Origin of the sequence: Streptomyces sp. NWU339, from assembly GCF_003143855.1 — a bacterium.
GTDB lineage: Bacteria > Actinomycetota > Actinomycetes > Streptomycetales > Streptomycetaceae > Streptomyces.
Map to the genome: position 1 here is coordinate 24,201 of NZ_QFRK01000059.1, position 22,493 is coordinate 46,693.

Sequence of the window (22,493 nt, forward strand, 5' to 3'; positions counted from 1 at the left end):
AGTAGGGCTTGGTTAGGTTGGGACGGGTTCGGCATGTCGGGTCGGCTTCAGGGATCTTCGGCAGGTCGGGCACGTCCCGGCCCAGCAGGCCAGCAGGAACTGCAGCCCGGCCACGACCTGGTAGGTCGTCAGACCGTGGCCGATGCTGGCGGGCACAGCCGCTCCAGGGTGCAGAACGCCTGCGCCACCGAGGCCAGGCTGAGATGCCGCAGAAAGCCCTGGTAGGTACGTCCCTCGAAGTGGCCCAGCCCCAGGGCGGTCTTCAGCTCCCGGTAGTCGTGCTCGACCCGCCAGCGGATCTTCGCCAGCCGCACCAGGCGCCGCAGGGGAACGTGGGCGGGCAGGGTGGACAGCCAGTACTTGGCCGGCTCCTTCTCGCCGGCCGGCCACTCGGCCAGCAGCCAGCACACCGGCAGGTCCTCGCCCGGGTGGGCCTGCCGGATCCGCCGGCCCGCCGGGCGCACCCGCAGCGCGGCGAACCGCGAGTGCAGCGGCCCCTTGGAGCCCTGCCGCCAGGTCACCCGGTGCAGCGCGCCGCGTCCGCCGCCCAAGACCAACTCCCGTACCGAGGTGGGCTTGTCGCGGTAGCGCGGGACGGGCTTGCGGCCGGTGCCCGACCAGGCCGGGGCGGTGCGCACCGCGGTCTCGGGCAGCACCGCGGTGTCCGAGCGCACCCCCACCACGTAGCAGATGCCGCGCTCCTCCAGCGCCAGGCGGAAGGCCCCGTCCTGGCCGTAGCCCTCGTCGGCCACGATCAGCGGCGGGTCCAGCCCCCAGCAGCGCAGCTCGTCGACCATGTCGACGGCCAGCTGCCACTTCGGCACGTGTCCGACATCGCCGGGGATGCGGGCCCGCAGTCGCCGCCGGGCGGCCTGGTCGGGCTCGGCGGCCCGCGTCGGGTCCCACTCCTCGGGCAGGAACAACCGCCAGTTCACCGGGCAGGAGGCGGCGTCGGTGACCAGGTGCACGCTCGGGGCGACCTGGCAGTTGGCGGTCTTGCCCAGCGCCCCGCAGTACTGGGCGGCCACCCCCGGGGAGGCGTGACCGTCCTTGGGAAAGGACACGTCGTCGATCACCCAGGCGGCCGGGCGGATGACCGGCTCCATCTTCCAGGCCAGTTCGGCCAGCACCATCTGGTGCGACCAGGGGGAGTCGGCCAGGAACTGCTGCAGCCCCTGCCGGTCCACCCCCAGCCGGGCGGCCATCGGCTCCATCGACTTGCGTCGTCCCGCCCCCAGCAGCCCGCGGACATACCGCTCGCCCCACCGCCGCTGGTCGGTCCGGCCGAACGAGCCGAACACCTCGGCGGTGAACACCTCCAGCCGCTGCTGGGCCTCCGTGAGCTCCTGCGGTGTCATGGCCCTCACCTCCGAGAGACGACACACCGCTACTCATCCAAGGTAACCAAGCCCTACTAGTGTSSTGCGCCRKAAATYMYGMGGGTWAGTTGCTACCTTCTTTTCRGGTGWCGCATCSAGGSCCYKCTGCWGTRKMGATCRYKYTKTCYGASGACGAGCGYRYCGAGYTGGTGCGCCGSGCSGGGYYGCSGGACCGGMGWGYKGTTGAGCGGGCCCGGATCATTCTGGCGTGCGCTGACGGGATGTCGAATGCTGCCGTGGGGCGGCTCGTTGGCGTTCAGGCCAAGACGGTGGGCAAGTGGCGCCGGAAGTTCGCGGCCGAGGGGTTGGCCGGGCTGCGGGACGCGGGCCGGATCGGCAGGCCGAAGGCGGAGCTGGTCCTGAGCAAGGACGAGCGGGACCAGCTGGTGCGCTGGGCGAGGCGAGCGAAGACCGCGCAGTACCTCGCGCTGCGGGCGAAGATCGTGCTGCGCTGCGCGGAGGGCGGGACGAACCGGCAGGCCGCCGCCGATCTCGGGGTCGACGAGTCGACCGTGGACCGCTGGCGGGCCCGGTTCATCGCCAGGCGCCTGGACGGGCTGGTCGACGAGCCACGGCCGGGCCGGCCCCCGTCGATCCTGCTCGATCAGGTCGAGGACGTGCTCGCCGCGACGCTGGAGTCCAGCCCGGGCCAGGACACGCACTGGTCGCGGGCCTCGATGGCCGCCCGCACGGGGCTGTCGAAATCGACCATCGGACGGATCTGGAAGAAGTTCGACCTCAAGCCGCACCTGCAGGACTCCTTCAAGCTGTCCACCGACCCGCAGTTCGTCGACAAGGTCGTGGACGTGGTCGGGCTCTACCACAACCCGCCCGAGAGGGCGGTGGTGCTCTGTGTCGATGAGAAGAGCCAGATTCAGGCGCTGGACCGCTCGCAGCCGGTGCTGCCGATGATGCCGGGCATGCCCGAACGCCGCACCCACGACTACCTGCGGCACGGCATCACCAGCCTGTTCGCCGCGTTCAACATCGCCGACGGCACCGTCATCAGCCAGATCCACCGCCGCCACCGGGCCATCGAGTTCAAGAAGTTCCTGGTGGCGATAGACAAGGCAGTACCGCGTGAACTCGACGTGCACCTGGTGTGCGACAACTACGCCACCCACAACACCGCCGAGATCAGAACCTGGCTGGGCCGGCACCCGCGCTTCCACGTCCACTTCACCCCGACCGGCTCCTCCTGGATCAACCAGGTGGAGCGCTGGTTCGGCCTGCTGACCGACAAGCTCATCCGCCGCGGCGTGCACACCTCCGTCAAGGCCCTCGAGGACGACATCAAGGCGTGGATCGACACCTGGAACGAGAACCCGCGACCCTTCACCTGGGTCAAGACCGCCGACGAGATTCTGAAATCTCTCGCCGACTACCTCAGCAAAATCAACCCGCCAAACAGGTAGCAACTTACCCGCGTGATTTACGGCGCAGGACACTAGTTCTCGGTAGAACGTCCCTTCGGTGCGTAACGAACGAAGACGACGTCGCCGATTGCCCTGACCTCCAGCACCTTCATCCGGGCCGTCGAACCGCCCGGGTAGTCGGCGGCGCCCAAGAACCGGGCTGCCTCGGGCTGCCCCACGAGCAACGGGGCGATGGCCAGGTGTACTTCGTCGGCCAGGTTCTGCGCCATGAGCTGAGTGTGAATGGTGCCGCCACCCTCCACCATTAGCCGTTCGACACCGCGACGACCCAGCTCATCGAGGACCAGGCCCCAATCAAGCTCGGGGCCGACGCTGACAACGTCGGCGAAGTCGCCCAGGGTGGCACGCACCTTCTCCTCGGCGCTGTCCACGGTGAGCACCAACTTCTGGCCGCCGTGGTGCCAGAACTTGAGGTCGGCGGACAGATCGCCGCTCGCGGTGACGGTGACCTTCAGCGGGTACTCGGGCTTGCCGTCGGCGATGCGCCGCGTGCGCCGCTCCTCACTATTCACCAGCAGGCGGGGATTGTCCCGGCGCATCGTATTCGCGCCGATCAGGATGGCGTCGGACTCCGCGCGGACCTGGTCGACGCGGTCAAAGTCGGGCTCGTTGGACAGAAGCAGCCGATCGGGGCTGGTGTCGTCCAGGTATCCGTCGACTGACATGGCGGCGGAGAGGATGACGTACGGGCGCGTGGTCATCGGTGTTGTGATCCGTTTCTCTTAGGCCTCGTGGGCGAGGACGGCGTCGAAGTTCTCACGGAAGTCGGACACCTCGGGCTGGCGCTGCCACGGGACCAGCGCCCTGTCGAGGCGAACGAGTTCGCGCATGATCCGGCCGGAGCCAGTGTCGTTTGCAACCGTCAGGGCTTGGAGGCCGACGGTGGCGGCCTCCTCCGGCGAACCGGCGCCAGCGTGGGCAACCGCCGCGCGGGCCAGGTAAACGCCCCGGTCCCGGTGGTAGCCCTCTGGCAGGGCCTTGATGGCGTCGGTGAAGACCTCCGCAGCTTCGGTGTGCTTGCCGAGAACCTCCAGGCCCTGCGCGCGATGAACGTCGACGTACTGCTCGTTCAGCCACACGCCCCACGGGGTTGTGTCACTGGAGACGCGGTCGAGAGCGTTGCGGACGTCATCGATGGCGCGCTCGCTGTCGGTGGACTCGCCTCGCAGCGCGTGGCCGTACGACTCGTAGGTTCGGGCCACCGCGGCGAGACGACTGCGAGGCCGGGCCATGCGCTGCGCTGCCTCGGCCAGGTCGACGACGTCGACAAGGTCCCGCTTCTCTCCGGCGAGCTGCGCCTTGCGAGCCATGACGTAGGAGGTCAGGTCGCTGTCGCCGACGGTGTGGCTCCACTGGAAGGCGCGGTCGAGCCAGAATTCCGCGCGGTCGAAGTCACCGAGGTCCTGGTAGAGCCAGGAGGCGAATTCCGCGTACTGGGTCTGGAGTTCCATCAGGGCCTGACGGTCGACGCCCTTGGCGTCGCGGCGCAGGTGCTTGATGTGCTCAATGTGCTCGCGCACGGTCTTGACGGCGTGCCCCGGCCCGAGCAGGTTGTCGTTGTCGATCAGCAGTCGGCGAGCGCGCTTGAAGTGCTCGATGGGCGTGCCGTTGTAGGCGGCTGCGGACCGTGCGGGCTGTTTAAGGCCCTGCACGACTTCTGTGTCCGCGACCGCCGGCGTGCCCATGCCGAATGCGGCCGCAGCACCGATGCCCACCCCACCACGCAGCATCGAGCGTCGATCGAGCGCCACGAAAACCACCGATCCATCCCGTAGACGAGCAGGGACAAAGGTCCCCTCATGATCAGACGCTGCCTGCTGGGCACCAGCCATGGCCAGCCCGATCGACGCTTCGGATACATGGGGGGCCGAAACGGATACACGCCCCGGGGCGGATACAGGCGGATTGATGCGCTCCCAGAGGTCGACCAGGACGCCGCCGGCCTGGAGTAACGAGTCGACCAGTTCGACCTCCGCCCGATCCTTCGGCGCCCGCTCTCCGTTCTCCCATTTCTGCAGCTTGGAGTGCGACATGAACGCCTTCTCGGCTAAGCCGCGCAGGGAGTAGCGCCGCGCTTCACGGAACTCCCGGAGCATGTAGCCGAAGCGGTGCACAGGTGACTGATCGGGCGTCAACACCTTCGGCCGCTGGCCCACTTGGTGCCTCCTTTATGTCTCCACTCGGTGTATCCGGCGGCTGGATACACGGTCGATCTAGAACTTGCTCCGTGGCTCGGCCTACAACTTTGCTAACGAGGTTGAACCCGGCTCGGAGGGGCGAACATGCAGAACGTGACGCAGGAAAGGATGTCAGTCGCTGCGTCCCTTTTCGATCTTTTCGAGACGTGCGGACAGGTCGGCGACCTGCTCCTCAAGTCTCTTGAGGGCGCGAGCCGTCGGGTCCTCGGTGGACTCGCTGGCCGTCTCGGTGACGAACGACCCACGCCCCTGGTGGGAGTAGATCAGTCCGGCTGTCCGCAGCTCAGCCAGCGCGCGCTGGACGGTGCCCGGCGCAACGCCGTACTCGTCGGCAAGCTCCCGAGTGCTCGGCAACTTCGTGCCGGCTGTCAGCCGCGCCGAGCGGATCTTGTCCCGTACGTCCTGAACGATTCGCTGGTATGGCTGCACGGCCTCGTTGCTCATGAGCGACATCGTAGGTCGACCCCCTCGGCATAGCTAGCTTCCATAGCTTCCTCAATGAACCGCTTGACATACCCCGAACCGTATCAGCTAAGTTATGTATGTCGACAACATGAGTCAGTCGGTAGAGCCTCCACCTGCCACTGGCCGGGATCACGCAGAGCCCGACACCGAGAGGAGCACCACCCATGAACGCCACCCGCACCCCCGCCACCGAGGACTTCGACGCCGAGACGCTCGGGCTCCTGGAGGCGGTTGAGGTGCCGCTTCCCGAGTTCACCGGCCTGGACCTGGACGTGGCGTTCGGTACGCCGCTGGACCTGTACGAGCCCGCCGGCAGCCAACGCGAGATGCGTGCCTACGCCGCCGCCGTCGTGGCCGCCCCGACCAGTCAGCGCCACCAGCTGTCGCGCCTCCACGGAGCCGAGATTCAGGCCCGCATTGACGCGGGCCGCGACATCCTCACCGACGACCCGGCCCTCACCGCCCGCGTCCGCGAGCGCCTGGTCGACGTGCTCCTCCCCCACGCCGCGCAGCTGCGCATCACGCCGCCGACCGCCGCGCCCCTCCCGATCGCGGCCTGACTCCCTCCCCCTGCCCGCCGGGTCTTCGGACCCGGCTCCCCCACCCGGAACCGCCCCTTGGGCGGCGCCGGATGAGGGAGCCGGACCCTCGGTCCCCTCCCGATCAACTTCATACGTCTGGCTGACCGCCGCTTACACGCGTGGCCGAGGTGACGCACCACGAGATCCCCCGGAGCACAGCCAGGTGAGCCACCCGCAGCCGTTGCGCTGCCCGCCGGCCAGGAGCAGGACCTGCTCCGCCCCCTGGCCGGCGGAGAACGCAGCAGCAAGGGAGACACCTGATGCGTCACAACGGACGTGCCCCCATCAAGGCCAGCACCATGCGGCCCGAACACCTCAACCTCCGCGACGGCGAGCCCCGCCTCGCGGTCTGCCCCGACTGCGACACCTGGCACCGCCTCACCCGCTCAATGATCAGGCCGCACCGCGACGGCACCGACACCCCGAAGACCGGCGAGCGCCGGTACCTCGGCGACAAGCCGGCCGGTGGCCGCCGCTGCCCCGGCAGCGCGCAGCGCATCACCATCGACGTGGACATCACCGAATGGGGCCACAAGGCCGCTGAAGCAGATGCCACTGCGATGGGACGTCGCAGCGGCAGGGTGAACAGCAAGCCCCGAGCAGCTGTCCCGACGCCGGTGCACCGTGTGGCCTCCGTGCCTGGCCCGAGCACACGACTGCTGGCCGCGCAGACTCGAGCCCGGGACGCCGTCAACCAGCACCGCGGCAAGTGCGGGGTGTGCCGGACCGGACGGACCCGCTGCCCCGTCGGCCGTGAGCTGGAGATCCGCATGGGTCACACCGACGCCGCGGTGCGGCTGGCACACGAACAGCACGAGAGTGCGCTGCGGGCCGCGGCCGCGCCGACCATCCCGCGTACCCAGCAGTGGCGCCGGGTGGCCTCTGCCGTGGAGCGGGCCGACAAGCGGCGCATGATGCTGCCCGCGGGCGACGCTCCGCTGGAGAGCCCGCCGGTCCCGCTGGACACGCTCCGCCCCAAGCCTCCCGCGCGCTGACCCACCCCTTACGCGAGCGCGGCTGTGACTGCTCTCGCTCCGGCACCGCCACCTCTGCCGGGCCTCCCCGCAGCCCGCGCTGCCCATCGTCGACCGTGCCCATGACGGGCCCGGTAGCCGGTGGAGTGCGCAGGACGCACTCACGCGACGAACCCCCAGGGATGCCGCCCTGGGGGTTCTGTCGCAGGTCACCCCGTCAGGAGAGGACGACCCACATGCGCAGCATCGCATCCCGCCCGAGCGTCCAGGACGAGATCGGCCCCCGCCGCCCGGGCGCCATCTACGCCAACACGGACGGACGCTTCGAGGTCCTGGCCCTCATCACCAACCCGGTAGAGGCCGCGCAGCTCCTTCGCCGGGCCGCCCGGTGGGCGGTCATCGTCCGCGACACCCTCCGCGCCGACGGCCAGCCCTACGCGGTCGGCTCCGTCTGGACGACGTCGGACTACCTGGTCCGGCCCGCCCGAACCGGCTACGCCGCGGCTGCCTGACGCTCCGCCACGGTCCGTCTCCCACCCCGCCAGAGCGCCGGATCGGGGCGGGAGACGGGCCGTGGCCGGCCGTCCGGCCAGCCAGCAAGGGCGACAGCCCCAGGGATCGGACCCCCGGGGCTGTCCGGTCAACGGACCACAGAAGGAGAATCCCTTGACCACGACGATCATGACACGAACCGCGGCCCCTACGGCAGAGGCCGCGACCAACCCCGAGTACGCGGGCGGCCGGTGCGGCACTGGGCATCCCGGTGCCTGCCCCGCCGCCGCACACCACCGGCTCGAGGATCTGCTGGCGCGCAGGGTGCGCGAGGCCGACGCCCGGATCCCGTCCGGCCGGCGGGCACGCCGCACGCTCCAGGAGATGGCGCCCGGCTACCAGCGGCAGCCGGTCCTGACCCTGCACCGGCCGGTGATGGCCGAGGACGCCTGCCCGCTGTGCGGCCGCTGGTCGTGCACCGGCGGCGACTGCCCGCCCGGGGCGGCGCCCGCACCGGCCACCGCGGTCCGGAAGGCGGTGACCGCATGATCACCCGCCTGACGGACGAAGAGCGCAAGAAGCTGTCCGAGAAGGTCCGCGAGGTCAACAAGCAGTCGCAGCAGCGGCCCCGCCGCTGACGAGACGAGCGGATGCCTCACCTCATACACGCGGCCCGGGCAGCGCAGCACCGCGCCGCCCGGGCCGCCCTCACCATCGGCCCCGCGCACCCGCTCACCCGCCTGCTGCTGGTGGCCGCCGCGGTGGCGGCCACCGCGGCCTGGGAGGCCGGGTACCAGGTCGCCGACCTTCACCCCAACCGCCGACACCACGAAAGACGAGCAACGCGTGCCTGACGATCTGTATCAGCGCTACCAGCAAGCGCACCGCGCCCACCAGGCGCACCGCACCGACTGCACCCATTGCACGGACCGCGCCCGCTGCCCCGACGGCGAGCGGCTGTGGTCGGCGTTCGAGCGGCTGCAGGACGCCTACCTCAAACGCCAGCGCAACCGCACCACCCGCTGAGCTCTTCCCGCTCGGCCGACACCGCCACCTCTGTCGGTTGCCTGACCCGCCCGGCCCCGCCCCGCACCCCTTGTGCGGCGGCTGGTCCGGGCGCGGTCCAGGGGAGCCGGACAGCCCGGACCCCGTACCAAGTACCAAGAATGGAGACTTCCGTGAACGGCGAGAAGCAGTGGTACGACGCCTCCCCGCGCGGGGTGGTGCTCGGCATCCTGGGCATGGTCACCCTGAGCGTGGCCATCCTGTCGGTGGCCGTGTCCTACGACATCCTTCAGCCGAAGTTCGGCGCGTGGGCGGTGCCGACCGTCGGCGCCCTGGACGCCCTGTGGGTGGTGTTCCAGGCCACCGAGATCCTGGCCGGCAACAACCGCGCTCGCGTCCGCCGCGTCCAGGCGGCCGGCCTGGCGCTGACGGCCGTCAACGCGGCCATCCCCACGGCCGACCTGATCCTGTCCCGGGCCGACGGGTTCGACCTGGCCGTCGTCCTCACCCCGATCGCCATCGTCGCGACCAAGACCGCGTGGTGGATCGCTCTGCCCTCGCTGGGGCGGAAGGTGTCGGCCGGCACCCAGCAGGCCATCGACATCAAGCGCCAGGAGGTCGCCGACCGCCTGGAGGAGATGGAGGCCGAGGCCGCGCACCGGATCGAGCTGCTGGAGCTGGCCACCACGCTGGAGAAGCAGGTGGCCGAGGCCGAGACCCGCTACCGCAAGTCGGTGCTCAAGACGCAGCAGAAGATGACCGAGAAGCTGCACGGGCAGGCCGAGGCCACCGCGAGCACGGTCACGGAGCAGGCTCTCCCGCCCTCGGTGGCGGCGATCCGCCTGCCGGAACTCGGCACATGGACCCCCGAGGCGCCCGCCCTGCCCGGCACGGCCGACCGTGACGCCTTTGGCCCGGACATGCCCGCCCTGCCCGCCGGGCGTGACGCCTCCACCACCGGCGGCACGGGCAGTCACGCAGGTCAGGACGGTTTCGCGTCCGGCCGTGACGGGGTCCGTCACACCGGGCGTGACGCCGACCGTGACGCCGTCACGCTCGCCGACCTCGCGGCCGTCACGGGCGTGCCCACCCCGGAGCCCGGCGAACAGCTCACGGACGGCCAGCTGGACGTCGTACTGCGGCACCTGCGCTACCACGACGACCCGCCGCTGTCCTACCGGCAGGCCGTCACCACCTTCCGCGACCACGGCTTCGTCGGCAGCGAGAAGCGGGTGCGCCGCGCCTGGGGCGCGCTGCTGTCGAACGAGGAGACCCCCGCGGGCGTACGCACCGAGCCCGCCGAGCCTGCCGAGGCCTCCGAGGACGCCGACAGCGAGGACGAGTCCGAGGACGCGGACGCCTGACCAACCCTGTCCGGCACCACCAGTGAGGGCCGGAACCAACACCACGCAGTCGACCCGAGTGCAGACCCGGCGAGTGACCCGGCGAGCGAACAACGCGCTTCGCAGACCCGGCAAGCAGACCCGGCGAGCACCACCACAGAAGACCGAAACCACAAGAAGGAGAGGGGTGTGGGGAAGAAACAGCAGGCAGGCGAGGACACCTACGGGCAGGCGGCAGGCGCCATCGGCGGCCTGGCCATCGCATTCGGCATCCTCGCCGCCATCAAGGACAAGCTCGGCCTCTCGTGGCCGGCCACCGTGCTGCTCACCGCCGGGGCGCTGGTCGCCCTCGGCTACGCGGCCTGGCGGATCCGCACGGCCGTCAAACAGCTGTGGGCACGCGGGGCGCAGCCTGCGACAGCCCTGAAGCAGGACGCGCCCGCGGCCTCCCTGGACGGGGAGCCGACGGACGCCGAGGCCGTGGTGGCGCACCCGGAACTCACCGCGGCGCTGCGCACGGCCGGCGTCATCGGCAACGAGCAGGTGATCCGGGCCGATGAGGTCACCATCGCCCCGGTGCAGACCGGCGAGGTCTACGACTTCCTGGTCCCCAAGGGCCGCACATACGAGGACGTGGAGAAGCGGCTGGGCACCGTGGCGGGCATGTTCGGCGTCACCCGCCTGCACATGACCATGGAGCGCAGCCGCGACACCGAACGCCGCGTCAAGCTCCTCAAGCTGCACGAGCCCCCGTTCACCCGCCCGTTCCCGGCCCCCACCCGGCAGGAGATCGAGACGTTCGCCGGCGTTCCGCTCGGCCACGACGTGACCGGCCGGCTGACCGGTGTGCCCACCTTCGACAAGGCGTCGCTGCTGGTCGCCGGGATGACGCAGATGGGCAAGACGACCCTGGTCAACGGGCTCATCACCTGCCTGCTGATCGCCTACGGCGAATTCGAGCTGTATCTGCTCGACGGGAAATTCTGCGGGCTGACCCGGTTCGAGCCGATCGCCACCCGCTACGAATCGTCCGACGACCCGGCCGTGTTCTGGGACATGGTCCGGGAGCTGAATGTCCGCTCGGACAGCCGGTACGCGAAAATCAAGGAGGCCATCCGGAACCGGCAGCCTGCACCGAAATTCAAGCCAGTCATTTTCATCGTGGACGAGGCGGCCGACTTCTTCGCTTCCGGCGCCACGAACGAGGAAAAGGACCAGGCCAAGGAGATTGCCAAGGACACACGGCAACTGGTCTCCAAGTCCCTGGAATCCGGCATCTCCACGGTGCTCATGACACAGCGCCCCTCCGTGAATGCCATTCCCGTCGAGGTGCGGGACCAGTTCCTGTACCGGATGTGCCTGTACGTGGCATCGGCGGGAACCACCAAGGTTGCTCTCGGTGACACCTATTTCGAAACGGTCGCACCGATCAACCCGGCACTCCTCGACCCGGATATCAAGGGTCAGGCGGTCCTCTTCGCCAACGGGCGCTCCACCCTCATCCGAGGCTTCAACTTCGACGACAAGTTCATCTGGGATGTGGTGGACGAAAAAACCACCAAGCGCCTGGAGGCACTTCCGGAGGAAACCCCGCTCCGGCAGGCCATCGATCTGATGCGCAGCAAGGGCGTGGACTTCATGACCACTCCGGACTTGGCGCCCGCCCTCGGAATCCTGGAAGACGACGATGTCGAGCGCGGAAAGAAGCTCAAGGAGCTTCTCGGAGGCCCTCGCACCTACAAGAACTCACGGGGCCGCGGCTACCGCCTGGACGACCTGGTCGCCTTCGCGATGTCCGGTTCGTGACCGCCACGCGGCACCGCCAGCGCACCGCCACAACACCGCCATCGACCGCCATGGCACCGCCATCCCGACGGTGCCATGGCGGTCCCCGGCGGTCGCATGGCGGTGTTGTGGCGGACCGCCATGGCGGTTCTGACCTGCAAAAACACCCAAGAATCCAGGAAAGGAGGGAAGACGCTCTTGAGAGCCTCTACAGCGGTCACTATCGGCTTAGGAGCGACCGCGGCTGTCGTCGTGGCCGCGCTCGTCCAGGCCGCCGGCGACGACCCGATAGGGACGGCGCTCAGCCTGGCCGTCCCCGCCCAGTACGAGCAGCTGATCGAGGACGCGGGAAACACCTGCCCCGAGGTCAGCCCGAACCTGCTCGCCGCCCTGCTCACCCAGGAGTCCGGCTTCAATCCGAAAGCCAAGTCACCGGTCGGAGCGCAGGGCATCGCACAGTTCATGCCGTCCACGTGGGAGAGCCACGGAATCGACGGCAACGGCGACGGCACACGCGACGTGTGGGATCCCGAGGACGCGATCCCCTCATCCGCGACATACCTGTGCACCATCGCCCAGGACGTCAAAGGCGTGCCCGGCAACAAGCAGCACAACATGCTCGCCGCCTACAACGCCGGAAGCGGCGCCGTCCAGAAATACGGTGGTATCCCGCCCTACCAGGAGACGCAGAACTACGTCCGGTCGATCACCGCCCTCGCCAACCAGAACCAGGGCGGCGGCGGAAAGGCGGCGACCACGGGCCAGGCCACCACGGCCATCAGCGCGGCGAAAGAAATGCTCGGCACCCCCTATTCGTGGGGCGGAGGCAGCGTAAACGGCCCCAGTACGGGAATCTGCTGCTCTCCCAATGGCAACTCCGGAAAGACCGTCACCGGTTTCGACTGCTCCGGACTCACGCTGTACGCCTACGCGAAGGCAGGCATCACCCTGCCCCGCACGGCAGCCGCGCAATACGCCGCCTCCGAGCCGGTCAAGCCCGGACAGGTAAAGCCCGGAGATCTTGTCTTCTACGGCGAAAGCGCCACGAGTATTCACCACGTCGGCCTTTACGTCGGCGGCGGCTGGATGATCGACGCTCCCCGCCCCGGCACACAGGTCCGCTATTCCCCCCTGGACACCATGACCGACCTGTACGCCGTCGCCCGGCCCACCTCGCACACCAACAAGGAGATCTGACCCATGCGCAAGAACGTCCTCGCCGCCCCCGTCGACATGTCCACCGGCTTCAAGGACTTCTTCGACACCATCGGCCTCACCGGCGGCGGCCTGGTCACCAAGGGCATCGCCGCCGTCATCGCCGTCATCGCCGTCCGCATGCTGCTCCAGCTGTCCAACGACCCCAAGGGCGCCCTGCGCAAGGGCTCCATGGCCGTGGGCACGCTGTTCGTCGCGGTGATCCTCGCGCTGTACGGCGACACCCTGTTCTCCACCGTGACCGAGGCCAAGGGCTGATCACATGGCGTTCCGAGCAGACGACCCGTGCGACGCCCTGAAGGGCACGCCGGGCTACGAGTACTGCGCGCGGGACAACGACGGCGGCGGTCCCCCCGACGGGGGGCCGCCCGGCCCCGGCGGGGGCCAGGGCCTCACCGACGGGGCCGCCGGCAACGTCCGAGACCTCGCCGACAGCCTGATCAAGAAGATCATTGATCTGGTCGCCCCCAAGGACACATGGGCGCCGGAGCAGGCCGACAGCTGGATCTACCAGCAGTTCCTCTGGCTGGGCCAGCACCTGGCCGTCGCCATCTTCATGTGTGTCGTCGTCGTGTGCGCCCTGACCGCCTGGCAGGGCGCACCCCGCCTGAAGCAGATGGGCGCCTCGACCGGCTGGACGCTCGCGGCCGTCGCCGGCATGGCGTCGGTCCCGGGCGTGGTGATGCTGCTGAACAAGGCCGTGAGCGCCGCGTTCACGGTCGCGTTCGACAGCGACGAGTCGACCCTGTTCACGGTCATCCGTGACGACATGAAGGAGGCGGCAGACGCAGACAACCCGCTGTCGGTTCTGCTGATCTTCGCTGCGCTCGTGGTGGCCCTCGCCTTCGCGGCGCTGGTGTTCATGACGCGCAACCTCGGCATCCTGGTGTTCGTCTGCATAGCTCCCGTGGTGCTGGCGTCGCTGGCCCGCGGGGGCGACACGTCGGCGGTCAAGGCGTGGGCGCAGCGGCTGCTGGGGCTGATGTTCGCCCCGTTCGCACTGCTGCTGGTCAGCCCGTTCGTGAAGCTCACCGAGGGGGCGCTGGTGATGGACGCCGTCCTGCTGGTGGCCGCGGACGCCCTGATGCTGCGCATGATCTTCCACGGTGTGCCGTACATCGGCCCCCGGGTAGCCGGCGCCGCCCGGACACTGGTGGAGCGCAGGACCGACAACCCGCTGGCGCGGGCGGTCGTGCGGGCCGGCGTCCCGGATGTGTACGAGCAGGAGACCACGCCGCGCGGGCCGCGCACGGTGGACACCCCGCGCCGCGCCGTGTCCCAGGACACCGGTGTCCTGTTCGCCGCGTACGGGATCAAGCGGCAGCAGCGGCCCGGGCGGCTGACGACCGAGTCCGCTGTGGCCAAGGCCCGGCACGACGCGGCTCGCACCGCGCACATCACCCAGGCGCGCCGCGAGGCGCGGGCCGCCGCCACACCGTCGACACCGAACCCCCGGACTCCCGGGGCGCCCACACCCACACCGGCACCCACACCGGCTCCGGTGCCGAACCGGCCGAACAACCCGTAGCAAGCCGACCGTCCTGGCCCCGGCGTGCTGCCCCGCCCTGCGGGGCAGCACGCCGGGGCCAAGCGGTCTCTCCGCCCGGCCGACGCACCGGCCGTCCTAGACACCTGTACTTGAGGAGGACCCCGTGTATTCCCTGACGCCCGGCTACCGCGTGCCCGCCCTGCAGCGCGGACTGAGCCCTGCCGAGACTCTGCTGACGAAGGCGAACGCCGGGGTCGGGGGCGCCGTGCTCATGTCGGCGATGCTCACCCCGCCCCCGGCATGGACGTTCGGCGCGGTGGGCGCCGCCGCGGCGCTGTTCAACGTGGCGCCGGGGCCGCGCTCGCTCGCCCGGTGGGCGGCCGTCGGCTACCGGCGGCTGCGGGAGCGCACCGCGCCGGCCTCCATGGCCACCGGTGCGGGAGTGACCACCACGTGGACGCTGTATCCGGAGCACGGCACCATGCAGGACCCGCAGCAGCGGGCCGCGTTCCACGAGGCGTTCTCCCGCGCCCTCGCCTTCGCCGGCGACCAGGCCCGCGGCGCGGGCCTCCAGGTGCACATCACCCACCACGCCGCCGTCGGCGACTACACCGCCCACACCCAGACGCTCTCCGTCCACGTGCCGAAGGGACTGGTGGGCCGGCCCGCCCGTGTCGTCGACACCCTGGCGCACGAGTTCGCCGGCCTCGGGGTGCTGACCCCGGTGGAGCCCGGGCCGGTCCCCGCCGTGACCGCACGGGGCCCGGGCTGGGTCGGTCTGGACGACGGCCGCCACGCCAGCACGGCACGGATCACCGCCTGGCCCGAGGAGACCGGCGGCGACCTCATGCCGAAACTGCTGCTGGGCCACGGCACCGACCGTTCGCTGGCCGTCCTGTACCGGCCGCTGCCGGCGGGCCAGTCCCGCCGGTCCGCGAAGTGGCAGCGCGCCGCGTCCGAGGCCTTCACCACGGACAAGGTCAAGCAGGACACCCACGACCTCGCCAGCACCGCGACGCATGGTGCGCTGGTCCAGGGCGCCACGCTCGTGGACCTCGACGCCTACCTGACGGTGTGGGGCGACAGCCCCGAGGCCGTCACCGACGCCCGGTGGCAGGCCTGTCTCACGGCCGACCGGCACCGCATCCGGCTCGACTGGCTCACCGGCCAGCAGCACCGCGCCCACGTGATGACCACCCCGCACGGAGCCTCCACCCGGAAAGGGGCGATCCTCTGATGATCCGCCTGCCCTCCAGCCACGCCGCCATCACGGCGCCGCTCGTCGCGTCCAGCACCCGCTTCCCCGGCATCCCGATCGGGCGGTCGCTGCTGGACGGCCGCCCGTTCCACCTCTCCCCCGTCCTGACCGACGCCGCCGTCCTGCCCGCCACGAACAGCCTCGCCCTGGGCGGTCTCGGCTCCGGCAAGAGCACGACGGCGAAAGCCCGGATTCGCCGCGAGATCCTCGAGCACGGTCACCAGGCCGTCGTCATCGACTCCTTCGGCGAGGACAACGCCGGCGAGTGGGCGCCCCTGGTCCGCTCGCTGGGGGGCCGGGTCATCGAGGCCGGCTCCTTCACGCTGAACCCCGTCTCCGGCCTGTTCCCTGCCGAGGTCCGCGAGCAGCTCGTCCGCTCGCTGATCGCCGCCGTGGAGCCCGGCGCCCTCACCCCCCAGGCCACCCACGCCCTCCAGCACGCCCTGAACCACCCCAAGGCAACCAGCCTCAACGGCCTGGTGGACGCCCTGGTCCAGCCCGAGGACGGCAGGTGGCCGGCCGCGAAGCTCATCGAGTGGGGCGAGGGCGCCGCCATCGCGCTGTCCCGCTACACCGAAGGATCACTGCGCGGCCTGTTCGACGGCCAGGACGCCAGCCTCCCCGAAACCGACCTGCCGATCCTCTCCTTCGACTTCTCCCGGCTGGACCGCAACAGCCCCGCGATCCCGTCGCTGATGGCCGCGGTGGCGTGCTGGGCCGAGCACGTCTGGCTGCGCCAGTCGACCGCCGTCCACCGCCACCTGGTCCTGGAGGAGGCGTGGCAGATCCTGCTCTCCCCCGCCACGGCAGAGCTGATCCAGCGACTCCTGAAGAACTCCCGCAAGGCCGGGCTATCCCTGGACGTCGTGATGCACACGCTGTCCGACCTCGGCGACGGCAAGGCGCAGGACCTGGCACGGCTGTGCGAGGTCGCCCACATCGGACGCCTGGGCCCGGAGGAGGCGGCCCTCGTCGGCGCCCTGCTCAACCTGCCCGCCTGGGCCATCGACCGGATCCCCGCCCTGGACCCGGGACAGGCCGTCTGGAAGGTCGGCCCCGACTACGTCGACATCGTCCAGACAGTGATCAGCCAGGACGAAGCCACGCTCACCGACACCTCGTCCCGGCGCCGCATGGCACAGCAGGCCCTGGCCGTCGAACAGCACACGACTGTGGCGCCCGCGACCGGCCACGACCAGGACCAGGACGGCGATCTGCCCACCGAGGCCGGGCAGGACACCGATGGTGACGGCGCCTGGGACTGGGAGATGCCTCCCAACGTCATCGACACCCGCCACCACGACGTCCTCCAGGCCGCGAGGGACGGCCGGTGCAACGAGGCCGCCCACCTCGCCGCCCTCGGCGAACGCGCGGACATCACCGCCCACGGCATCAACTCCGACCAAGCCGTCTCGTGGCTGTCGACCCGGGCCCGGGTGGCGGAACTGTGCGGAAGCCCGGACCAAGCCATACAGCTGCGCGCTACCGTCGCCCGCATGGGCAAAGACGTCGAATGGTTCGAGCAGACCACAGACGACAGCACCTCACCGCAATGGCACCGCGGACCTCAACCCGCTACGCCCGAACCGCCCGTCGACGACGCACAGCCGGTGAAGGGACGCCGGCGTACCTGGCCCTACGTCGCTGCCATCGCTTGCCTGTCCGTCGCGGCGGCCTGTGTGTGGCAGGCCGCCGACAACGAGGAGCGCCGTCAGGAACGCCAGGAGACGGCTGCCGCGTACAAGGGCAGGTCGGGGACTGCGCTTCGTGTCGACGGCGTCGAGGCAGACCTGGTGGCGCACTGGAACGGCGACCGTGACCGCGTCATCGTGGAACTGCGGTCGTACGCCGATCGCAACGCGCGATACCTGCGGATCGACGCCTCGGGGAAGAGCGCGTACACCACCCGCGGAGATGACCGCTGGTTCCCCAAGGCGCCGGAACTCGCTCTGCCAGTCACGGATCCCATCGCTGACGTGACGGTCCGGGTAGCGATCGGCGGGAAGGACTGGAAGGAAGGGTCTCGAGCAGAGTCCCGCACGATCCGCCTGTCGCCCACCGGTACCGCCTACGACGCCGACACCGGAAAGCAACTGCCGTCCGACCTCTGACCCCGCGACGGCTGATGGGCCCGCATCCCCGAACGCCGGGGTGCGGGCCCCTTGCATGCCGCGACCAACCACCGGACGCTCCGCCTGGTCCTCGCCCACCCGCCGCCGTGCGGCGTGCGAGGACCGGGCAGGCCGTCCGGCCTCGCACCATCAACCCCCTGTCCCCCATCGATTGGAGAACTCGTGGCTGTCATAGGCGTGCTGACGGAGCCCCCGTGGCTCTGTACGCGACGGAGAGCAGCGTTTTGACAGCAGTTCCGACGGCGTTGTGACCGTCGGCGCCCGTTGATTGTTCACGACGACGGGCAGCAGCGCGGGGGCGCTGCGTGAGGGCGAACCGTCGGCCCCTCGCGCAGTTTCCTAGTCACCGTCATCGGTGGTCCGGTTCAGGCCCCGGCGCCGGTTCTTCTCGGAACGGCGCAGCAACTCCCCCGCGGCAAGCGTCACGGTCGCCACGCCGCGGACCCAGCGGGGCCCGCCGCGCTCCGCCCACACCACACATGCGCATCCGCCAACGACGAGCGCCAAGACGCCGAGCAGCGCCAGAACAGCCATGTTCCCCCCTGCATTCGCTCATACGGTTCTGGTGATCGTCTCAGGCTAGAAAGGGATGCTCCAACGGGATGTCCCGCCCAAACGCCACCTGGGCAACATGCCGTACGTCCCACCGACGGGACGACGCAAAAGCTCCGGCTACAGGGACAGTCCGTCGGTGGCGACCGTGTCGTCGCCAGACGCCTGCCCTCGATTCAGGCTGCTGGCCATCGTCGTGAACATCGACCCCACCTCACCGTAGATGCCTCCCGCAGCCGTGAACAAACGCCGCTGTGAGTCGTGAATAAAGCCACCCCCGGCCCCGACCTGGTGGCAAGCCAACAGGCACAAGGTCTACGGCGTCAGCGGACTGCTGCTCGGCTACATGATCGGCAGCCACGCGCCCGACGCCCCCGATCAGCAGCCGCAGCACCCACGCCCGGGCCACACCACGCCCGCGCCGGCCACGCCCGGACCGCACCACACGCACACGGCCCTCAGCCACCCCGCCTGAACCCCACCCCGCGCCCGCCGACGTGGTCGGCGGGCGCGGCACTGTCTACAGACGTCCGGAGGAACGCCCGTGCTTATTTCCCGATCGCGCCGCCAGGTCGGCCGACCCCGCCCGCAGCGCCCCCGCCACCTGCCCCACGCCCGGAGCCCACGATGAGCACCCGCGCCCGACGCCGACAACTCAAGGCGGCCCGACCGCGCACCGAGCAGGGGTTACCCGAATACGACTGGGGCACCGCCCCGACCGACCAGCTCGCCACGCGCCGCCAGCTGCGCACCGCCGGGCTGCGGCCCGGCGGTCAGGAGCCCGTCGCCATCCTGCGGTGCCGAGCCTGCGCCACTCGCCCGAACCGCGCCTGCACCCGGCCCGCCTACCTCTACCGCGTCGACCTCGCCCAGCCGGTACGGCCCATGACCCTCGCCAAGGAAGCCGCCCTGGACGCTGCGATGGCAGCCAGGAGCACGTGCCCCCTTTGCCGTCGCCGCTACCACCATTGCCTCCCGTTGCGCACCCAGGGCTGCTGTGACCCCTGCGCCCGGGGCTATGAACCCAGCCCCGACACCTACACGACGCAGTCCCCGGCCCCGGTTATCCACCAGCTGGCTGCCTGATCACCGAGTTTCCGCCGATGACGGCGGCTTCGAGCTGTAGCTCTGCTCCCGGGACAGCCGCTGTGCTTGGCGGCTGGACGGCTGCCCCGGGGCCCACCCATCCCGTACGAGACGAGACGGAGAACCCAAGTATGTCGTCCCTCCTGCGCTTTCAGGCCCGAATCGGGCAGCGCGCACTCTTACTGACCACCGCCGCCGTGCCGTTGACCGGCTGGGCGGTGCACGCGGTCGCGCTGCACAAGCAACTCGCCGCCACCCGCCGCGACCCGCTGACCGGCCTGCTGCGCCGCGACGCCTACACCGCCCGCGCCCGCCGGCTCCTGGCCCGCCACGGCGACGACACGACCGTGATCATGGTCGACGCCGACAGGTTCAAGGAGATCAACGACGGCCTCGGGCACGCGGCGGGCGACACCGTCCTCGCGTCGATCGCGGCCCGGCTCACGGCCTGGGCGGGCCCGCGCGCCGCGATCGGCCGCCTCGGAGGCGATGAGTTCGCCGTGGTCCTGGACCTGCCCTCCGACCGCCGCAAGCAGCGCCTCGCGCAGCTGATCCGGATGCTGCACACGCCGGTCACCCTGGACGACGACCGCACCGTCGACGTCGCCGCCTCGGTCGGCGCCGCGACCCCGGACGTGATCGGCACACGCGACCTGACGCGCCTGCAGAAGGCAGCCGACGCCACCCTGTACGACGGCAAGCACTCCGGGAAGGCGGTCCTGGCGACCGCCGCGCACGCCACCACGCCGTCCGTCAACGGGCGCCGCGCGGGCAGGCCGGGCACGGCCGTGTGGGGGCGAGCGGCATGAGCACCGCGACCCTTCCGCCGGCGGGCGACTGGACCCGCGGAATCAGCGTCAAGCAGCCGCATGCCGCCTGCCTCCTCGCCGGGGACAAGACGATCGAGAACAGGCCCCGGGACTGGTCGTGGCGAGGCTGGATGCTCCTGCACGCGAGCCTGCAGATCGACCGGCCCGCCCTGCGCCTGCCGCTGGTCGCCCACACGATCCGCGGCCGTGACCTGCCGACCGGCGCCGTGATCGGCATCGCCCACCTGACCGGCTGCCACCAGGACCCGGACGGCTCCCCGCCCTGCGGGCCGTGGGCGGAGCCCGGCCGGTGGCACCTGGAGCTCATGGACATCCAGGAGCTCGCCCTGCCGATCCCCGCGCGCAGACAGCTCGGGCCCTGGAAGCCCACCGAGGACCTGGTCGCTCAGGTACGTCAGCAGCTGCCCGACCTGCGGCCGTGAGCACCCGCCATCGCCCCGCACCCGCACCGCCCGCGCCGCCCGCCGTGCCGGTCCAACTCCTGGACTGGCACGACGGGGCGCACTTCGCCTGGCCCCAGCAGTGCGTGCTGTGCCGGAAGACCACTCCGCTGAGGTCCCACGCCGGAGAGGCCGTGCACAAGACGTGCGCGGAGCTCTGGAACGCGCGGAATCCCGGCGAGACCCGGTTCGTCTCCGACCCGCCCAAGAGCGGCAAGGGCAAGGACCACGCCTGACCTCTACCTCCAGATGGAGGCCCCCATGAGCAGCACCAACCGCGACGTCGACCACGCCCTCGCCTACCCCGAGCCACCCGCCTCCCCGCTCTGGCACCGGCACGGCGCGAAGGCCCGCCCGCTCACCGACGCCCAGAAGCGAAGCAACCGCGAGCTGCTGGTCCTCGCCCAGCGCACCACCCGACCCCGCTCCCCTCGCACCACCGAGACCCTGGCGGAGGCCAGCTAATGGACACCAAGCACTGCGCCGTCGACGGCTGGGTCGACGCGATACCCACCCCCGGCCCACGCGGCACCGCCACCTTCGACCTGATCGTCCGACCCGCCGACATCGACACCGTCGACGAGGACGCCCCCGACACGGTCGTCACCTGCACCAGCGGCGACCCCCGGATCACCCACGAGCTGCTGACCGGCATACAGCCCGGCGACCTGCTGCGCGCGACCGGCACCCTGGTCCAGCCCCAGACGCCCGGCGAGCCCGCCCGGCTCACCGTCGACGCCCTGGAGGTCCTGGACACCGCGCTGATCCCGGTCCTGCGGGACATGGTGATGGACCGCTACGGCTACTACTGCGTCATCTACAACGCCGACACCGACGCCGTGCCCGTCTTCACCGCGCTCGGGCAGTGGGTCGGCCTGGCGGACAACCCCGACGCCATCGCCACCCTCATCGACATCCACGAACGCGTGACCGGCGGCGACGCCTGATGACCACCACCACGCAGGCCCGCACCGTCCTGGAACGGTTCCCCGCCGGAGGCCCCCGCGGCTCCTGGCCGGCCGAAGAGTACGCCGCCGCCCAACGCGCCCAAGGCGCCAACACTCAGCCTGGATCCACCGTGTGAATCCTGATCAGGCTTCTGAGCCGGTTCCGGGAGGGCTTTTTCGGGTTTCGGGCAGGGGTGGGTGCCGGATGGCCGTTCCGGTGGCGGGGTCTCCAAGATCTTTCGGGTCGTGGGTGGGCGTTCGGGTCGGGCGGTCAGGTGCGCAGGCGGTGTCCGGTGGCCGTCCACAGGTTCTCCAGCGCCGCCCACCAGGGCCACCGGTCGGGAAAGTGCCAGGTCAGGGTGCGTCCGCCGAGGGTGAGGCGGGCGGGGACGGCGATGAGGTGGCGGCGGATGGTGCCGGTGCGGGCCCTGGCGTGGAACGTGGAGGCCAGGGCGCCGAGGGCGCGGGTGAGGTTGTGGGCGATGGTCGCGAGGGTCAGCCAGGCGGCGTTCGCGGTGAACTTCCCCGATGGCAGGTGGGCCAGAGCGGAGTCCTCCAGGTCGGCGAAGACCTGCTCGACGATGGCGTGACGGCGGTGGTCGGCCTCCGCATCGAGGAGGGCGAGAGGGCTGTCGGTGAACACGGCGTGGAAGCGGTGGGCGGCGAACAACTCGCCCTGCCCGTCAGGGACCTGGGCGGCATTCAGCCGTCGGACGCGGCGGACAAGGAGCCGGGCAGTGGTGTGGTACTCCTTCCGCTTCCCGGTGAACGCGGTGTAGGAGGTCTMGGCGACCTCGGCGTCGGAGMCCCAGCGTTGTTCGTCCTCGTCGAAGACGGCGTWCGGGTACTTGATCGCCGTCCAGGCGCCGGGGTCGATGCCCGCGAC

Annotated in this window: 27 protein-coding genes; 21 read left to right on the forward strand and 6 right to left on the reverse strand. The window is 70.5% G+C overall.

All coding sequences use genetic code 11. The features are described from left to right. Window positions 1–128 precede the first annotated feature (128 nt). Complete coding sequence (locus DIZ27_RS37785; protein ID WP_109382905.1) at window positions 129–1,358, reverse strand: IS701 family transposase; 1,230 nt, start codon at window positions 1,356–1,358, stop codon at window positions 129–131. A 137-nt stretch (window positions 1,359–1,495) separates the two neighbouring features. Between DIZ27_RS37785 and DIZ27_RS37790 the strand changes: the two genes are divergently transcribed. Further along, window positions 1,496–2,794 (forward strand): IS630 family transposase, encoded by a 1,299-nt coding sequence (locus DIZ27_RS37790; protein ID WP_375232054.1) that lies wholly within the window; start codon window positions 1,496–1,498, stop codon window positions 2,792–2,794. Window positions 2,795–2,826: 32 nt separating this feature from the next. On the opposite strand, the gene DIZ27_RS37795 is transcribed toward DIZ27_RS37790, so the two are convergent. The 3 genes from DIZ27_RS37795 to DIZ27_RS37805 all read right to left on the reverse strand — a co-directional run bounded on the left by DIZ27_RS37795 (window position 2,827) and on the right by DIZ27_RS37805 (window position 5,457). After that, on the reverse strand, window positions 2,827–3,516 hold the full coding sequence (locus DIZ27_RS37795; RefSeq protein ID WP_109382907.1) for a dihydrofolate reductase family protein: 690 nt from the start codon (window positions 3,514–3,516) through the stop codon (window positions 2,827–2,829). Window positions 3,517–3,537: 21 nt separating this feature from the next. Then, the gene (locus DIZ27_RS37800; RefSeq protein ID WP_258308731.1) at window positions 3,538–4,971 is read right to left on the reverse strand and encodes a helix-turn-helix transcriptional regulator; all 1,434 of its coding nucleotides are present in this window, start codon (window positions 4,969–4,971) and stop codon (window positions 3,538–3,540) included. Between the two features lie 153 nt (window positions 4,972–5,124). Next, window positions 5,125–5,457, reverse strand: coding sequence for a GntR family transcriptional regulator (locus DIZ27_RS37805; RefSeq protein WP_181383896.1), 333 nt, complete (start codon window positions 5,455–5,457; stop codon window positions 5,125–5,127). A gap of 185 nt (window positions 5,458–5,642) precedes the next feature. Between DIZ27_RS37805 and DIZ27_RS37810 the strand changes: the two genes are divergently transcribed. The 13 genes from DIZ27_RS37810 to DIZ27_RS37870 all read left to right on the forward strand — a co-directional run bounded on the left by DIZ27_RS37810 (window position 5,643) and on the right by DIZ27_RS37870 (window position 17,731). Next, a complete protein-coding gene (locus tag DIZ27_RS37810; RefSeq protein WP_109382909.1) occupies window positions 5,643–6,038 on the forward strand; it encodes a hypothetical protein in 396 nt (131 codons plus the stop codon). 281 nt (window positions 6,039–6,319) lie between these two features. Then, on the forward strand, window positions 6,320–7,054 hold the full coding sequence (locus tag DIZ27_RS37815) for a hypothetical protein (protein WP_181383897.1): 735 nt from the start codon (window positions 6,320–6,322) through the stop codon (window positions 7,052–7,054). A gap of 215 nt (window positions 7,055–7,269) precedes the next feature. Continuing rightward, a complete protein-coding gene (locus tag DIZ27_RS37820) occupies window positions 7,270–7,545 on the forward strand; it encodes a hypothetical protein (RefSeq protein ID WP_109382911.1) in 276 nt (91 codons plus the stop codon). A 154-nt stretch (window positions 7,546–7,699) separates the two neighbouring features. Continuing rightward, the gene (locus DIZ27_RS47880; protein ID WP_258308732.1) at window positions 7,700–8,074 is read left to right on the forward strand and encodes a hypothetical protein; all 375 of its coding nucleotides are present in this window, start codon (window positions 7,700–7,702) and stop codon (window positions 8,072–8,074) included. A 101-nt stretch (window positions 8,075–8,175) separates the two neighbouring features. Continuing rightward, window positions 8,176–8,379, forward strand: a complete 204-nt coding sequence (locus DIZ27_RS37830) for a hypothetical protein (protein WP_109382912.1) — start codon at window positions 8,176–8,178, stop codon at window positions 8,377–8,379. Then, window positions 8,372–8,551 carry a hypothetical protein gene (locus DIZ27_RS37835; protein ID WP_109382913.1) on the forward strand — a complete coding sequence of 60 codons (180 nt, stop codon included), beginning with the start codon at window positions 8,372–8,374 and terminating at the stop codon, window positions 8,549–8,551. The genes DIZ27_RS37830 and DIZ27_RS37835 overlap by 8 nt, the downstream gene beginning before the upstream one ends. Before the next feature lie 152 nt (window positions 8,552–8,703). Next, the gene (locus DIZ27_RS37840; protein WP_109382914.1) at window positions 8,704–9,894 is read left to right on the forward strand and encodes a hypothetical protein; all 1,191 of its coding nucleotides are present in this window, start codon (window positions 8,704–8,706) and stop codon (window positions 9,892–9,894) included. A gap of 168 nt (window positions 9,895–10,062) precedes the next feature. Beyond that, entirely contained in the window at window positions 10,063–11,679 is a 1,617-nt protein-coding gene (locus tag DIZ27_RS37845; protein WP_109382915.1) for an FtsK/SpoIIIE domain-containing protein, read from the forward strand. A gap of 231 nt (window positions 11,680–11,910) precedes the next feature. After that, window positions 11,911–12,855: a bifunctional lytic transglycosylase/C40 family peptidase gene (locus DIZ27_RS37850; RefSeq protein ID WP_258308733.1), complete on the forward strand. Its 945-nt coding sequence runs from the start codon at window positions 11,911–11,913 to the stop codon at window positions 12,853–12,855. 3 nt (window positions 12,856–12,858) lie between these two features. Further along, on the forward strand, window positions 12,859–13,131 hold the full coding sequence (locus DIZ27_RS37855) for a hypothetical protein (RefSeq protein WP_109382917.1): 273 nt from the start codon (window positions 12,859–12,861) through the stop codon (window positions 13,129–13,131). A 4-nt stretch (window positions 13,132–13,135) separates the two neighbouring features. Further along, window positions 13,136–14,401, forward strand: coding sequence for a hypothetical protein (locus DIZ27_RS37860; RefSeq protein WP_109382918.1), 1,266 nt, complete (start codon window positions 13,136–13,138; stop codon window positions 14,399–14,401). A gap of 124 nt (window positions 14,402–14,525) precedes the next feature. Next, complete coding sequence (locus DIZ27_RS37865) at window positions 14,526–15,599, forward strand: hypothetical protein (protein WP_109382919.1); 1,074 nt, start codon at window positions 14,526–14,528, stop codon at window positions 15,597–15,599. Continuing rightward, the gene (locus DIZ27_RS37870; RefSeq protein WP_109382920.1) at window positions 15,599–17,731 is read left to right on the forward strand and encodes a hypothetical protein; all 2,133 of its coding nucleotides are present in this window, start codon (window positions 15,599–15,601) and stop codon (window positions 17,729–17,731) included. The genes DIZ27_RS37865 and DIZ27_RS37870 overlap by 1 nt, the downstream gene beginning before the upstream one ends. 360 nt (window positions 17,732–18,091) lie before the next feature. Here the strand turns inward: DIZ27_RS37870 and DIZ27_RS37875 are convergent, their stop codons facing one another. Further along, complete coding sequence (locus DIZ27_RS37875) at window positions 18,092–18,286, reverse strand: hypothetical protein (RefSeq protein ID WP_109382921.1); 195 nt, start codon at window positions 18,284–18,286, stop codon at window positions 18,092–18,094. Between the two features lie 645 nt (window positions 18,287–18,931). Between DIZ27_RS37875 and DIZ27_RS37885 the strand changes: the two genes are divergently transcribed. The 7 genes from DIZ27_RS37885 (at window position 18,932) to DIZ27_RS46205 (ending at window position 21,744) form a co-directional block, all read left to right on the forward strand. Next, the gene (locus tag DIZ27_RS37885) at window positions 18,932–19,390 is read left to right on the forward strand and encodes an RRQRL motif-containing zinc-binding protein (RefSeq protein WP_109382923.1); all 459 of its coding nucleotides are present in this window, start codon (window positions 18,932–18,934) and stop codon (window positions 19,388–19,390) included. 131 nt (window positions 19,391–19,521) lie between these two features. After that, window positions 19,522–20,199 carry a GGDEF domain-containing protein gene (locus DIZ27_RS37890; RefSeq protein ID WP_109382924.1) on the forward strand — a complete coding sequence of 226 codons (678 nt, stop codon included), beginning with the start codon at window positions 19,522–19,524 and terminating at the stop codon, window positions 20,197–20,199. Then, the gene (locus DIZ27_RS37895; RefSeq protein ID WP_109382925.1) at window positions 20,196–20,642 is read left to right on the forward strand and encodes a hypothetical protein; all 447 of its coding nucleotides are present in this window, start codon (window positions 20,196–20,198) and stop codon (window positions 20,640–20,642) included. Before DIZ27_RS37890 ends, DIZ27_RS37895 begins: the two co-directional genes overlap by 4 nt. Next, window positions 20,639–20,896: a hypothetical protein gene (locus DIZ27_RS37900; RefSeq protein WP_258308734.1), complete on the forward strand. Its 258-nt coding sequence runs from the start codon at window positions 20,639–20,641 to the stop codon at window positions 20,894–20,896. Before DIZ27_RS37895 ends, DIZ27_RS37900 begins: the two co-directional genes overlap by 4 nt. Before the next feature lie 25 nt (window positions 20,897–20,921). Then, window positions 20,922–21,125, forward strand: a complete 204-nt coding sequence (locus DIZ27_RS37905) for a hypothetical protein (protein WP_109382934.1) — start codon at window positions 20,922–20,924, stop codon at window positions 21,123–21,125. After that, a complete protein-coding gene (locus tag DIZ27_RS37910) occupies window positions 21,125–21,607 on the forward strand; it encodes a hypothetical protein (protein WP_109382926.1) in 483 nt (160 codons plus the stop codon). The genes DIZ27_RS37905 and DIZ27_RS37910 overlap by 1 nt, the downstream gene beginning before the upstream one ends. Continuing rightward, the gene (locus DIZ27_RS46205; RefSeq protein WP_181383898.1) at window positions 21,607–21,744 is read left to right on the forward strand and encodes a hypothetical protein; all 138 of its coding nucleotides are present in this window, start codon (window positions 21,607–21,609) and stop codon (window positions 21,742–21,744) included. The genes DIZ27_RS37910 and DIZ27_RS46205 overlap by 1 nt, the downstream gene beginning before the upstream one ends. 134 nt (window positions 21,745–21,878) lie before the next feature. On the opposite strand, the gene DIZ27_RS37915 is transcribed toward DIZ27_RS46205, so the two are convergent. Continuing rightward, window positions 21,879–22,493, reverse strand: a 615-nt coding sequence (locus tag DIZ27_RS37915) for a transposase (protein ID WP_181383899.1), incomplete at its 5' end; no start/stop codon positions are given.